This is a genomic window from Streptococcus sp. HMSC067A03 (assembly GCF_001814295.1).
In the GTDB taxonomy this organism is placed as follows: Bacteria; Bacillota; Bacilli; order Lactobacillales; family Streptococcaceae; genus Streptococcus; species Streptococcus constellatus.
Genome location: NZ_KV815650.1, coordinates 141,297 through 155,039 on the forward strand (window position 1 = coordinate 141,297; position 13,743 = coordinate 155,039).

The 13,743-nt window shown below is 32.7% G+C and carries 11 protein-coding genes and 2 pseudogenes; 12 read left to right on the forward strand and 1 reads right to left on the reverse strand.

Annotated elements, in window-relative coordinates; all coding sequences use genetic code 11:
- Positions 1-24: 24 nt before the first annotated feature.
- The 11 genes from HMPREF2963_RS04835 (at position 25) to HMPREF2963_RS04885 (ending at position 12,362) form a co-directional block, all read left to right on the forward strand.
- Positions 25-1,398, forward strand: a complete 1,374-nt coding sequence (locus HMPREF2963_RS04835) for a sugar transferase (protein WP_048801160.1) — start codon at positions 25-27, stop codon at positions 1,396-1,398.
- 36 nt (positions 1,399-1,434) lie between these two features.
- The gene (gene cps2T / locus HMPREF2963_RS04840; protein ID WP_037598437.1) at positions 1,435-2,613 is read left to right on the forward strand and encodes a beta 1-4 rhamnosyltransferase Cps2T; all 1,179 of its coding nucleotides are present in this window, start codon (positions 1,435-1,437) and stop codon (positions 2,611-2,613) included.
- Position 2,614: 1 nt separating this feature from the next.
- Complete coding sequence (locus tag HMPREF2963_RS04845; protein WP_037598439.1) at positions 2,615-3,733, forward strand: glycosyltransferase; 1,119 nt, start codon at positions 2,615-2,617, stop codon at positions 3,731-3,733.
- 136 nt (positions 3,734-3,869) lie between these two features.
- The gene (locus HMPREF2963_RS04850) at positions 3,870-4,547 is read left to right on the forward strand and encodes an acyltransferase (protein ID WP_070669033.1); all 678 of its coding nucleotides are present in this window, start codon (positions 3,870-3,872) and stop codon (positions 4,545-4,547) included.
- 18 nt (positions 4,548-4,565) lie between these two features.
- Complete coding sequence (locus HMPREF2963_RS04855) at positions 4,566-5,561, forward strand: Stealth CR1 domain-containing protein (protein ID WP_049492305.1); 996 nt, start codon at positions 4,566-4,568, stop codon at positions 5,559-5,561.
- A 64-nt stretch (positions 5,562-5,625) separates the two neighbouring features.
- On the forward strand, positions 5,626-6,723 hold the full coding sequence (wecB, locus tag HMPREF2963_RS04860) for a non-hydrolyzing UDP-N-acetylglucosamine 2-epimerase (protein ID WP_037598444.1): 1,098 nt from the start codon (positions 5,626-5,628) through the stop codon (positions 6,721-6,723).
- A gap of 77 nt (positions 6,724-6,800) precedes the next feature.
- A complete protein-coding gene (locus tag HMPREF2963_RS09035; RefSeq protein ID WP_083312526.1) occupies positions 6,801-7,892 on the forward strand; it encodes a glycosyltransferase family protein in 1,092 nt (363 codons plus the stop codon).
- 10 nt (positions 7,893-7,902) lie between these two features.
- On the forward strand, positions 7,903-9,207 hold the full coding sequence (locus tag HMPREF2963_RS04870; protein ID WP_070669036.1) for a hypothetical protein: 1,305 nt from the start codon (positions 7,903-7,905) through the stop codon (positions 9,205-9,207).
- Positions 9,191-10,663, forward strand: a complete 1,473-nt coding sequence (locus HMPREF2963_RS04875) for a flippase (RefSeq protein ID WP_003071404.1) — start codon at positions 9,191-9,193, stop codon at positions 10,661-10,663. The genes HMPREF2963_RS04870 and HMPREF2963_RS04875 overlap by 17 nt, the downstream gene beginning before the upstream one ends.
- A gap of 6 nt (positions 10,664-10,669) precedes the next feature.
- On the forward strand, positions 10,670-11,509 hold the full coding sequence (locus HMPREF2963_RS04880; protein ID WP_083312527.1) for a glycosyltransferase: 840 nt from the start codon (positions 10,670-10,672) through the stop codon (positions 11,507-11,509).
- A 19-nt stretch (positions 11,510-11,528) separates the two neighbouring features.
- On the forward strand, positions 11,529-12,362 hold the full coding sequence (locus HMPREF2963_RS04885; RefSeq protein WP_003071398.1) for a LicD family protein: 834 nt from the start codon (positions 11,529-11,531) through the stop codon (positions 12,360-12,362).
- 148 nt (positions 12,363-12,510) lie between these two features.
- On the opposite strand, the pseudogene HMPREF2963_RS09570 reads toward HMPREF2963_RS04885, so the two are convergent.
- Positions 12,511-12,706 (reverse strand): annotated as a pseudogene (locus tag HMPREF2963_RS09570) (IS3 family transposase); the annotation flags it as partial.
- Between the two features lie 311 nt (positions 12,707-13,017).
- Here HMPREF2963_RS09570 and HMPREF2963_RS04895 point away from each other — a divergent pair.
- Positions 13,018-13,602 (forward strand): annotated as a pseudogene (locus HMPREF2963_RS04895) (transposase); the annotation flags it as partial.
- Positions 13,603-13,743: the final 141 nt, after the last annotated feature.

Genomic DNA, 13,743 nt, shown 5'->3' on the forward strand with positions numbered 1-13,743 from the left:
AGTTCAGTAAATTTAGGAGTAGGGATGTTTGAAAATAGAAAAGAATTTCAAAAAATAGAGATTGTATTGACACAACTACTTTCTGTTGTCACTATTTCTACAATTATGAATTTAGTCTTGAATTCAAAACTAACAAGTAAAGACATCATCATACTAGTATTGCTGCATATCGTTGCTTTTTATATCAGTAATTATGGTTACCACTTTTTCAAACGCGGTTATTTGATTGAGTTTACAGAAACGATAAAATACAGTGCCTTATATACTGTTATGATTACTTTCTTTTCATTTATGTCAAAAGGTAGCTTTTTACTAACTCGGAAAGATCTTATTCTTTTTATTCTTTTAAATGCTGTTTGTATTTATTGTATCAATTTGTTGATTAAACAATATTATCTGCGAGTGCATCCGAGACTAAAAAGTAGTAAGAAAGTACTAGTCATTACTGTTTCAAGCCGCTTGGATAGAATTTTGCAGCAGCTAACGCAAACTTGCTCATTTAATGATTGCATCGCTGCTGTTTCTGTATTTGATAATTCCTATTATCAGCATCCCAACTTCGATGTTGTTCCGAGAGAACGTCTCATTGAATTTGCGACTCGTTCCGTTGTTGATGAAGTCTTTATTAGTTTGCCAAGTGATTACTATTCTATTGAGGATTTGGTTATTCAGTTTGAGAATATGGGAATCACAGTTAATGTGAATATTAACGCCTTAGATTTTCAAATTGGTGAGAAGAGGCTTCAAGAGATTGCTGGTTTTAGCGTAGTCACTTTCTCAACAAATTTCTACAATTATAGTCATATTGTTGCCAAACGAATTTTAGATATTATTGGCTCTTTCTTTGGACTTTTGCTTTGTGGTATTGCAGCGATTTTCTTAGTGCCAATGATTCGTAAAGATGGTGGGCCAGCTATTTTTGTTCAGGAACGTGTTGGGAAAAACGGTCGGATCTTTAAATTTTACAAATTCCGCTCTATGTACATAGATGCCGAAGAACGTAAGAAAGAACTGATGGCACATAATACCATGAGTGGTGGGATGTTTAAAATGGATGATGATCCTCGGATTACTCCAATTGGGAAATTCATTCGGAAAACAAGCTTGGATGAATTACCACAATTTTATAATGTTCTTAAAGGAGATATGAGTCTTGTGGGAACGCGCCCACCAACCAAAGATGAATATGAGCACTATACTCCTGAACAAAAACGGCGTTTGAGTTTCAAACCAGGTATCACTGGTCTGTGGCAAATTAGTGGTCGCAGCAGTATTACTGATTTTGACGAAGTTGTCAAATTAGATGTCGCTTATATTGACGGTTGGACCATTTGGTCAGACATCAAAATCTTACTCAAAACAATTAAAGTTGTGCTAATGAAAGACGGAGCGAAGTAGTCTTACTTCCTCTTCTCTATTTTTGATGAAAGAAAAATGATAAAAACAGTTTATATTATCGGTTCTAAAGGAATTCCAGCTAAATATGGTGGATTTGAAACCTTTGTAGAGAAATTAACAGAATTTCAAAACAGTAAAAATATTCAATATTATGTTGCTTGCATGAGGGAAAATTCAGCAAAGTCTGGCATTACAGAAGATTTTTTTGAGCATAATGGAGCAATTTGTTTCAATATTGATGTTCCAAACATTGGTCCAGCTCGCGCCATTTCCTATGATATTGCTGCTCTAAATAAGGCGATTGAAATAGCAAAAACAAACAGGGACGAAGCACCGATATTTTATATTTTAGCCTGCCGAATTGGTCCGTTTATTTCAAGTATAAAAAGAAAAATCAAAGCTCTTGGAGGAACTCTGATGGTTAATCCGGACGGGCACGAATGGCTACGAGCTAAGTGGAGCTTGCCTGTTCGTAAATATTGGAAATACTCTGAGCGATTGATGGTGAAACATGCAGATCTATTAATTTGTGATAGTAAAAATATTGAAAAATATATTCACAAAGACTATAATCGTTATCAACCCAAGACAACTTATATTGCGTATGGAACGGATATAACCAAATCGCAATTAACGTCTTTAGATGAAAAAGTTCGTTCTTGGTATGATAAAAAAAATGTTCGAGAGAATGAATATTATCTTGTAGTTGGACGTTTTGTCCCTGAAAATAATTACGAAGCCATGATTCGTGGTTTCATGAGGTCTCACTCCAAAAAAGATCTTGTTTTGATTACCAATGTTGAGCAGAATAAGTTTTATGAGAAGTTGCGTCAAGAGACGGGTTTTGATAAAGATTCGCGTATCAAGTTTGTCGGAACCGTTTATGATCAAGAATTACTCAAATATATTCGCGAACACGCCTTTGCTTATCTCCATGGTCATGAAGTAGGTGGCACTAATCCATCACTACTCGAAGCTCTTTCTTCCACTAAGTTAAATCTTTTGTTAGATGTTGGGTTCAATCGTGAAGTAGGAGCAGATGGAGCGATTTATTGGGATAAAGAACAGTTGGCTCAGATTATTGAAGAAATAGAACTATTGGATGAAAAAGCTATTTCTGAATTGGATAAGAAATCTAGTGAGCGAATTGCTGCAGCTTTTACATGGCAGAAAATTGTGGCAGATTATGAGGAAGAGTTTAGAATAGAGGAATAGTTTGAAAGTTTTAATCCAGAGCAGAAAAAATTTCTTTACAATGCGTGGTGGAGATACAGTTCAGATCGAGAAGACCAAGGAACAGCTTGAAAAACTTGGAGTTGAAGTGGATATTAGTTTGGAATTAGAACCAGACCTATCCGCTTATGATTTAGTACACTTAACGAATGTTACTCGTATCCAGGAAACCTATGTTCAAATGCAAAATGCCAAAAAACAAGGTAAAAAAGTTGCTCTTTCAACTATTTTTTGGCCAATGGAAGACTTTGAAAAACAAGCACAGATTGGCGCTAGAAAGCTAATTAGTAATCTCCTATCCATTGATAACATTGAGAGAGTTAAAGCGCTTGCTCGTATGATTAAATCAAAAGAATCAAGGGGAAGAGTAACTAAAAATTTAGTTACTGTTGGATATACTAAAATGCAACGCTATGTTGTTGAGAACACTGATTTATTTTTGCCAAATTCTGAGATGGAGATACAGAAATTATTTGAAACATTTAAGATTCATTCAGATGCTTATGTTGTTGTTCCGAATGGTATAGATAAAGATAATGCCTTGAAATATCTGAATAATTCAGACGCTAATGAATTTTCAAAATTTAAAGATGCGGTCATTTCTGTGGGACGAATTGAACCACGTAAAAATCAATTGAATCTTCTTAAAGCTCTCCACGATTCAAATTATACAGTAATTCTGGTTGGAGCTGTATCAGATAACCATAAAAACTATTTTGCTGAGATACAAAAATATTTAGATTCAAATCCTAAAGTGCATTATTTTCCCCAAATTGACAATGATAAGCTTTATGAACTCTATAAAATATGTAAAGTTAATACCCTGCCTAGTTGGCTTGATACACCGGGTTTAGTAAATCTTGAATCTGCAGCAATGGGATGCAATTTAGCTATTAGCAGTAGAGGAACAACAACAGAGTATTTTGGTGATGATGCTTTTTATTGTGAACCGGATGATCTCTATAGCATTCGTAGTGCTGTTGATAATGCTTTTTCCTCGCCTCGTAATAAAAAGTTACAAGAAAAAATTTTAAGCAAATATACTTGGGAGAATGCAGCTAAACAAACTTTGATTGGATATAAAAGACTATTAAGGAAGTAAACTCTGAAAATTCTCTATTTTAGAGTTTGTTTTGATGATATCTAGAATTGTGTTTGTTAGAAAAAAATAAAAAAAGTTATTTTTATGGAGATGGTATTATCATACTAATTATAAGGTTTTTAAACGGTTAAAATATATGAGTGTAGATAAAATAATAAAAATTATAACAGGAAAAGAAGTAAAGGTTGATCAATCAATTCCATTATTATACATTATAAACAGAGGTATATACTATTTTTTAGGATTAATTCGTGGAAGCTTTAAAAGCTTTAATATAAATAAAAGATTATTTATTGGAAAAAAGACAACAATTCGATGTAAAAAGCAATTAATTTTAGGTCATAATGTCAATATTGGTGATTATGTAGCAATAGATGCTTTGTCAAGTAAAGGAGTCATATTAGGGGATAATGTAAAAATTGGGAATCACTCTATAATAGGAGCTTCAGGCTCTATATCAACCTTGGGAAAAGGAATGAAAATAGGGAAAAATTCTTCTTTTGGTGATTATACTCTTTTTGGAGCAGCAGGAGGATTGAATATTGGTGAAAATGTAATATCGGGTCCTTTTGTGCGATTTCATGCAGAAAATCATAATTTTGATAGAACTGATATTTTTATTCGAGAACAAGGAATAAATTGGCAAGGTATAGAAATAGGGAATGATTGCTGGATTGGAGCAGGATCGGTTTTTTTAGATGGTTCAGCTGTAGGGGATGGTTGTGTAGTAGCAGCTAATTCAGTTGTGACTAAAAAGTTTCCGAATAATGTCGTGATTGCTGGTGTTCCTGCTAAAATTATTCGGAAACGGTAGTTATAAATGGAGAGAACAATGGAAAACATAGATTTTGTTGTTACTTGGGTTGACAATAATGATTCTAACTGGAGAAAAGTTAAGGACTACTATGCTGAGCAATGTGGAATGAATGCTGATATGAACTCTGACGCGCGTTACCGTGATTGGGAGCTAATGAAATATTGGTTTCGTGCTGTTGAAAAGCATGCTCCATGGGTAAATAAAGTCTATTTTATTACAGAAAGTCATGTTCCAAAATGGATTAATCTAGATTGTAAAAAATTAGTCCATGTCAAACATAGTGATTATATTAATTCAAAAAATTTACCTACATTTAATTCTAATGTAATAGAATTGAATGTTCATAATCTAGAAGAATTATCTGAGCATTTTGTTAGTTTCAATGATGATATGTTTTTAAATTCAAATGTCCTGCCTTCTGATTTTTTTGTTAACGGACAGCCTAAAGATAGTGGCATTTTTAGTCCAATTGTACCATATCCTAATACGATTGCTCCGATTGTATTAAATAATTTATTGATTATAAATAAATATTTTGATTCACGAACAGTTCTGAAAAAATATTATAAGAAATATTTCCGATTGTTTTATAGGAAACACTTATTAAAAAATATATGTATATTACCATGGAAACCTATATTGGGCTTTTATGATCAACATATACCTATATCTTTTAAAAAGTCAATATTTAAAAAAGTTGCTGTCACAGAATCGGATACTTTTTTAAAAACATATAATCATCGATTTAGAAAAGAAGATGAGATTAATCACTGGCTGGTTCGTTATTGGCAATTATGTACGGGTCAATTTACTCCAAGGCCAACAAATTTTGGTGCATATTATAATCTGGCAGATGATAATAGAGAAATTTTAAAAGATATAAAGAATAGAAGCCATAAAGTGATTTGTATAAATGATGGAGCTCTAATCGCAGATTTCAAAAAAACAAAGGAAGAGCTAATTAAAGTTTTCGAAGAAAAATATCCAAATAAATCCATGTTTGAAAAGTAGAATTACTTTTACTTACAAGATTGTTCATATCAAAGGAAATGGCTTTTAAGGAAAGGATTAATCTATGAAAAAAGTAATGTTGGTATTTGGGACACGCCCTGAAGCTATCAAAATGTGTCCGTTGGTTAAAGAACTAAAGAAAAGTAATAAGATTGAAACGCTTGTTTGTGTGACTGGACAACACAGGGAAATGTTACAACAAGTGTTGGATGTTTTTGATATAGTTCCTGATTATGATTTGGACATCATGAAAGAGAGGCAAACACTTTTTAGTATAACAGTGGCTATCTTAGAAAAAATTAAACCTGTTTTAGAAATTGAAAAGCCGGATATTGTTTTAGTTCATGGTGATACGACAACAACATTTGCTACTTCATTAGCTGCCTTCTATTCAAATATTAAAGTTGGGCATGTGGAAGCTGGTTTGCGAACTTATAATCTTCAAAGTCCGTTTCCAGAAGAATTTAATAGACAGGCTGTTTCTATCGTTTCAGATTTTAATTTCGCTCCAACAGATCAAGCTAAGAAAAATCTGTTACAAGAAGGTAAGAAAGAATCAACAATTTTTGTTACTGGCAATACGGCTATTGATGCTTTACGTACAACCATTACTGAATCTTATACGAATCCAATTTTGGATTGGGTAAATGATAGCAAATTGATTCTTTTAACTGCTCATAGACGTGAAAACTTGGGTCAACCTATGGAAAATATGTTTAAGGCCGTTAAGCGTGTTTTAGCAGAACATACAGATGTGAAAGTTCTTTATCCAATCCATAAAAATCCTAAGGTTCGCGAAATTGCTCGCAAGGTTTTTGGTAATGAGAAACGTATTAAACTAATTGAACCTTTAGAAGTTATTGATTTTCATAATTTTATGAAGCAGTCTTATATGATTTTAACAGATTCTGGTGGGGTTCAAGAAGAAGCACCTTCTCTCGGTAAACCAGTTCTTGTTATGCGTGATACGACAGAGCGTCCCGAAGGTGTGGAGGCAGGGACTCTGAAACTTGTTGGGACAGAAGAAGAAACAATTTATAACGAGTTCACTAAACTATTGACAAATCAAGAACTTTACAATCAGATGAGCAAAGCTAGCAATCCTTATGGTGATGGTTTCGCTAGTGCAAAAATTGTTAAAATTTTGGAAGATTATTTATAAATTGACGTCATTGACATAGAATAGGTTGTTTAATGGGAAAATATAATAAAATTACAGTCGTACATATAGGAGATTTTTTGGGGTATCCGCCAGTCATTAGTCTTATTGAGAATCTTTTGCATCACCATGTAAAAGTTGATTTGATTAGTTCGACTGAGGCACACAGAATACCGGTAATCATGCAGAATAATAGTGATTTCAACTATATTTGCGTTCCTTATGATCTTGGGCCTGGATTGAAATCAAGAATTGTTCGAGTTTTTTTAAACCGAAAAACGATTAGAGAAACTGTTGCAGCATCAATGAAAACGTCAGATATTCTTTGGACAACTACTGATGTTGCTATTAAAGTATTAGGAGAACAATTGTTTGAGTATAAGCATGTGATGCAATTGATGGAACTAATTCAGAGATTTCCACATTTTACAAATATCAAAGCTCTCGATTTTCCAATTGATGAATTTGGAAGAAAAGCATATAAAGTCATTGTACCAGATTTAGATAGAGCTTACATCCAACAGGCTTGGTGGGATTTAAAAGAGGTTCCAACTGTTTTACCGAATAAACCTTATTCGATAAATCGTGGAGAAATATCTGAAACAACTCAAGTAGCGCTGGATAAAATCAAGACTGAAACAAGGAAAATTCTTCTCTATTCAGGAGTCATCACTCCTGAGAGAAATATAGGAGAATTTGCAGCGGCAATCCGAAATCGTGAGGATTATGTCTTATATGTAATTGGTAAAAGTCTCTCCGGTGAAACTTATTTAAATAAGTTGTTGGATGAAAATCCTAACATTGTTTATTTAGGTTATCATACTGCTCCGTCTCATTTAGAGTTTATCCAGTATGCTCATATTGGTTTAACACCATATGTTCCAACGCACTCGAATTTACATCCAATCATAAACGCACTCTATTGTGCACCAAATAAAATTTACGAATATAGTGCCTTCGGGGTTCCGATGGTTGGGACAAATGTGTTGGGGTTACTGCGCCCATTTGAACAATACAATATTGGTAGGTGTACAAAGGATATGACGCCGGAATCTGTTTTAGAATGTGTTGAGTATATTGACGAACACCATGATGAAATGAGTAAAAATTGCTTGAAGTTCTTTGAGAAAGATAATCTGGATAAAATTGTTCAAGATATTATAGAGGGGTAGGGATTTATCAATGGTCAAACTATCATCTTTATATAAGGCAATTGTTGTAATCTTTGTAGCCTTTATGGTAGGAGTCCCTCTGCTTTTTCCTATTGAGATAATTGGGAGCTCTGCTCAAAGAATCATTATCATACTAGTTTCGATTTTACTTTGCATTCCTATACTATCGGATAAAAATACTGAATTGAAAAGAGAATTCAAGTTTTTAAATCAATATTTTTTCCTCTATATTTTAGTAATCATTATTATGGTGTACTTTTCCCGCATGACTTATGGTTATTCGTGGGATCAACTGGTTAAAGGTATTTTACTAGAGTATTTGTTGCCTATAGCAGCTTTTCCAATTATATTTATTTTCCATACTGATAATTCAATAAAGGGATTCTTATCACTTATTTCAAAGATCGTTTTGTTTATGTTGTTCATAAGAATGTTTAGTTGGGTGATGTATAACTTTAGAGGACAGATTTATTTTTCAAGATTGTTATTCCAGTATGAAGAATGGATTAGAGATGGTTTTCAGAGAATAGAATCCGGTATGCTTTATGGGATAACTTTAGTCTTTGTTGCAGTTCAATCTTTAAATAACAGAATGAAGGGATTGATTTATAAATGCCTCTTAGCTTTCATGATTTTATTTCTACTAGTTGTTACGCGTGTTCGCTTTCAGACTTTTATTTCTGTTTTAACAGTCGGTGCGATATACAGTTTTTATAAAACTAAGACAAAAGGCGGTTTTTTGTTAAAAACACTCTTGTTTATATGCCTGTTTGGAATGTTGATATTTAATTCTCAATTATTAGAAACCTTTGTAGATAAAATCTCAACTAGTGGTCAATACGGAGCATCAACAGCGGTTAGATTTCAAGGAGCGGATCATTATTTATCCGTTATGGCTCAAAAAAATGCCTATTTTGGTTTAGGATTTTTACTTAAAGGAAACTATGCGGTAAACACTTTGATGGCTAGAAATCAGTGGAGTATTTATTATCTTGATGACTTAGGTATGCTAGGAACCTTTGTGCAGATTGGGCTATTTACTATAGTGACACATATTTTTCTATTTATAAAGGCTGTTCAAGTTACAATAAAGTGTTTCAAACAAGAAAATAAAGACTATCTGTTGTATTCTCTTGGTTTAACAATCTACTTAATTGGCTCATGTTTGTTGTTGAATATTTTTGATAAGCAAAGAATTTTTGATGTACCGGTTTATTTAGCGATTTATAGTTTTTTAGATGCTAGAGTTTCAGGTATATTTTCTAATAAAAAACACAGAGTTGGAATGAAAGGACCTTATGGGGGAGAAGTTTAAAGTAAAGTCGGTAAGACATAATTTCTTAATGAATATCATTCTCAAAATGTCGGGAGTCATTTTTCCTTTAATTACGTTTCCGTATGTTTCTAGAGTATTGCTTAGTGCTGCAAATGGGAAAATTGCTTTTGCAAGTTCAGTCGTAGGATATTTTTCATTAGTTGCTTCAATGGGAATTCCATCTTATGGTATTCGCAAATGTGCTGAGGTTAGGGATGATAGAGCAAGATTGTCAAAGGTGGTCACAGAATTATTGATTATCAATTCAATCTGTACTTTGTTGTCTTATTTAGTGTTTATTGCTTTAGTGATAACTATTCCACGTTTCTCAAGTGAAACGTTGTTGTTTTCTATTACATCGTTAACAATTCTGTTTAATATGCTAGGGGTGGAATGGTTTTATCAAGCAATTGAGCAGTATCAGTACATTACAATCAGAAATATTTCATTTAAAATCATTTCGATTATTTTAATGTTTGTGTTTGTTCATAAGCCATCTGATTATATTTTATATGCAGGAATAAATGTTTTTGCTTCAGTTGGTTCAAATATTTTAAATGCATTGAAATTATCAAAGTATGTTGATTTGGGCTTTAAAAGAAATCAAAAGTATGAGTTATTCATTCATTTAGCGCCGATTGTAACACTCTTTTTATACAATGCGACGACTGTTATTTTTACTAGCCTTGATCAGGTTATGCTAGGTTTCATTAAGGCGAATGAAAGTGTTGGTTATTATGCGGCAGCTATTAAAATACAGAATATTTTAGTCAGTTTAATTACTGCCTTAGGTGCTGTCATGTTGCCTAAAATTTCATATGCTTTGAAGAATGAGGGACGTGAGCATTTTGAGAATATGATTAGAAAATCTTTTGAATTTATTATCATTTCTGCAATACCAATGTGTTTTTTAGTTATCATTCTGTCGAAAGAAATCATTTTAGTGTTAGCAGGAAAAGATTATTTTCCTGCGATACCAATGTTACAGTTTTTAATGCCATCATTAATTTTTATAGGACTAAGCAGTGTAACGGCGTGGCAATTATTGATCCCTCTTGGGAAAGAGAAATACACTGTTATTGGTGCGCTTGCAGGGGTTATTGTTAATTTAGGATTAAATTCTTTAATGATTCCTGCTTGGGGAGGAGTTGGTGCGGCCATTGCCTCGACATTAGCAGAATTAGCTGTTTTATCTGTTCATTTAAAAGCATTAAAAGAGATTGTCAGTCGAACTTTTGAAAAGAGAGAATTACTCATTGCAATATTATCTACCTTTATCACGTCAGGAGTAGTGTTAGTGGTAAAGTATAATATTTTAGTCAAGGCAGCTTTCTTTGCGTGTGTAGTGTATGGCAGCGTGTTTGTGGGAGTGTATGGAGTGTCACTTCTTTTATTCAAAGAAAAGTTGGCAAATGAAACATTAGAGCGTTTAAAAGCGATGGTTATAAGAAGGTGAGAATAGATGATAGACACTTGTTCATGTATGATTTTAAATTACAATGATGCAAAGATTGTGAAAAAATTAGTAACAGAGATTGAAAATTATCCTGTATTTAATCATATTGTTGTAGTGGATAATTGCTCGACAGACGATTCTTATGCGGATTTACAGTCTTTAGTTTCTGAAAAAGTTATAGTCATAAAAACTGATAAAAATGGTGGCTATGGTTATGGAAATAATTTTGGAACGAGATATATCAAAGAACATTTTAATTCTAAATATGTTCTTTTATCTAATCCAGATGTTGTATTTTCTAATGATCTTATTCAAAGATTTGTTCGGACGATGGAGCAACAACCTCAGTTAGCTTTGATTTCTGCCATTCAACACGATATTAACAATCAGCCAATTCACGATTTGTCTTGGAAAGTTCCAACTTCATTTGAATATGCCATTTTAAATTCAGGTAAGTTTGCTCGTTTTTTTCCAACAAATGATGTATTGGATTTTAGTAAATCTGAGCAGTATGTTGATTGTGTTCCAGGTGCTTTGTTACTTTATGATACAGATAAATTTCTAGAAGTAGATGGTTATGATGAGGAAATGTTTTTGTTTGGAGAAGAAACTACTCTTGGATTTAAATTTAAAGAAAAAGGGTACAAATCATTGTTAATTCTGGATGATTACTATAGGCATGAGCATTCTGTTAGTATCAATAAATCGATTAGTCAAAAAAGTAAGCAACTTGAGATTTTATATCATAGTAGATTATTGTTTATGAAAAAGTATTTAAAGTCAAGTAGCTTAATGCTGGCTCTTGCACGATTTTTTCAAAAGAGAACTTTAAGAAAATTACATTAAAATAAAAGTAGGAAGACAAATGCAGGAACAATTTACATTAACTAAGGTTCAAGAATTAGAATTTGGTATCTTACAGTTTATTAAAAAAGTGTGTGATGAGAATCAAATTCGTTATTATCTAGCGTATGGTACATTAATTGGGGCAGTACGACACAAGGGGTTTATTCCTTGGGATGATGACATTGATATTATGATGCCTAGGAAAGATTATAAAAAATTATTAGCAATTTTAAACGAACAACAACACCCCTATTATAAACTCATATCTGCTGATACAGATAAACGGTTTCAAGTGCCACTTCCTAAGATTGTTGATACACGGACACTTCTCGTTCAAGATTATGATATTATTGAACCAGTTCCGTTAGGTGTTTATGTTGATATCTTTTTGATGGATGGTGCTGGAGATGATTATCATATTGCAGTGCAACATTATGATGAAGCCTTTAAGCTTTATAGATATTGGAAAAAATCTCGCTTGAAATTAGCCCCTTCTTCGATGTCTAAACTAAAGGGATTGTTAAGATGGTTGAAAAATCTTCCTTTTAAAATGAGGGGGAGTAGGCATTATATTCAAAAATTGACAGAGCATAATAGTCAATATGATTTTGACAAAAGTCTTTATATTGCTACTTATGAAACTGGAACTTCTGATGCTAAAAAATGTATTTTTCGATATGATAAATTTGGTGTAGGTCACTTTCTTGAATTTAATGGTGAACTATTTCAAGTTCCTCAAGATTATGATAATATCTTAAAATCAGAATATGGAAATTATATGATATTGCCTCCTAAAGAAAAACAAGTCTCTCATCATTCTTATAATTTACAGTGGAATTTAAAGAAGATGTGATAGTTAATTTTTACTTATTCACATTTATATATTAAAATTAAAAACAACTGAGGAACTATCCTCCTTTCAAATCATGGATAAACGAATGCCCTTTTACCTAAGAAAATTATTATAAAACTGTCTGTGGGATTGCCAATTTTGGTTACTCTGAGGTATACAGATGATAGGCAAGAATTTCACTGTTAAAGCTATCCAAGATTGGTGAGAAATATAACTTTTGATGACTTGCTGAAGTGGAGAACTCAGTGACATCTGTATAATATTGCTCGTAGGAGCTTGAAGCTTTCAATTGGATTATCAGCTTTCTTTCCAATCTCACCTTGGTAAGAAGAGCATTTTCGCTTACCAATGAATGTGCGTTTTAATTTTTTGATTCTTATCTTCCAAATGTGATTGTTATCAGGTGATAATAGTAAGTCAAACAAGTAAATTTAGTGATGCTAAGAAGTATATTTAAGCTCTATAATCTCTATAGTGGTTAGATCCACTGTAGAGATTATAGAGCTTTTTGAGTGTACATAAAAAGTCTCATAAAAGAATTATAATGAAAGCACCACACAATACGCTAGAAAGCTGCTCGTGAAACTTATTAAGAATACCACAGAATTAATCGGAATTAAAGACTCTAATATGACTATTTCATTCGTTTTTGAAAAAAATACTCACATTGAGATTCAAGAAAAACTGGATTATCCAGCATTTAGGTTGGACATTCTTGAAGACATGCATTGCCATCATGAATCAGTATGACAAAAAATCATTGCCTTATCGAGCCCTGAAGAATTACTAGCGACTCTTTCAAAAGGACAGTCGAAAACTATCACACAATACCTTCTATTCAGGGACTTCCCGTCAAACCTTGTCGCCATACGAATTTATTAAGAAAACACTAGGATTCTCAAACGAGATCACCAATTACTATAATCTCTATCAATTTTTGCTTTTTCACTTTTAAGAGAAGAGGGTGGCTGAGTTTTTTGAGCTAATCCATAACAACTTAGCTGTCATCAATTCTTATTTTCAGATTGTTTTTAAAACTTTTCTTAAGCATAAACAATACATCACAAGCGCACTAGAATCAGATTATTTGAACTCCAAACTTGAAGTTACAAACAAGCTTATTAAAGATATCAAGTGTTAGGGGTTCGGCTTTAGAAATTTTTTAAACTTTAAGAAGCCTGTTTTCATCATGCTAAACATTAAAAAAGAAAAGACCAATATGGTCCTTTCTCGATGTTAGCTTTTCCTCACCCACCACAGTTGATAAAGAGCCTAAAGCTAACGATTTGGGGGTTATGATTTAAAGCGAATTTATGATTCAATTAAGACTTTTTAGAATAATTAGGAACCCATTTACCGTCAGCTCCTACATAGTATTTTC

What these genes read in the sequence shown, in the direction of transcription:
- HMPREF2963_RS04835 (WP_048801160.1), top strand. Translation starts at nt 25, where the DNA reads ATGTTTGAAAATAGAAAAGAATTTCAAAAAATAGAGATTGTATTGACA.
- wecB (WP_037598444.1), top strand. Translation starts at nt 5,626, where the DNA reads ATGAAAAAAGTAATGTTGGTATTTGGGACACGCCCTGAAGCTATCAAA.
- HMPREF2963_RS04880 (WP_083312527.1), top strand. Translation starts at nt 10,670, where the DNA reads ATGATAGACACTTGTTCATGTATGATTTTAAATTACAATGATGCAAAG.
- HMPREF2963_RS04875 (WP_003071404.1), top strand. Translation starts at nt 9,191, where the DNA reads ATGGGGGAGAAGTTTAAAGTAAAGTCGGTAAGACATAATTTCTTAATG.
- HMPREF2963_RS04855 (WP_049492305.1), top strand. Translation starts at nt 4,566, where the DNA reads ATGGAAAACATAGATTTTGTTGTTACTTGGGTTGACAATAATGATTCT.
- cps2T (WP_037598437.1), top strand. Translation starts at nt 1,435, where the DNA reads ATGATAAAAACAGTTTATATTATCGGTTCTAAAGGAATTCCAGCTAAA.
- HMPREF2963_RS04870 (WP_070669036.1), top strand. Translation starts at nt 7,903, where the DNA reads ATGGTCAAACTATCATCTTTATATAAGGCAATTGTTGTAATCTTTGTA.
- HMPREF2963_RS04885 (WP_003071398.1), top strand. Translation starts at nt 11,529, where the DNA reads ATGCAGGAACAATTTACATTAACTAAGGTTCAAGAATTAGAATTTGGT.
- HMPREF2963_RS04850 (WP_070669033.1), top strand. Translation starts at nt 3,870, where the DNA reads ATGAGTGTAGATAAAATAATAAAAATTATAACAGGAAAAGAAGTAAAG.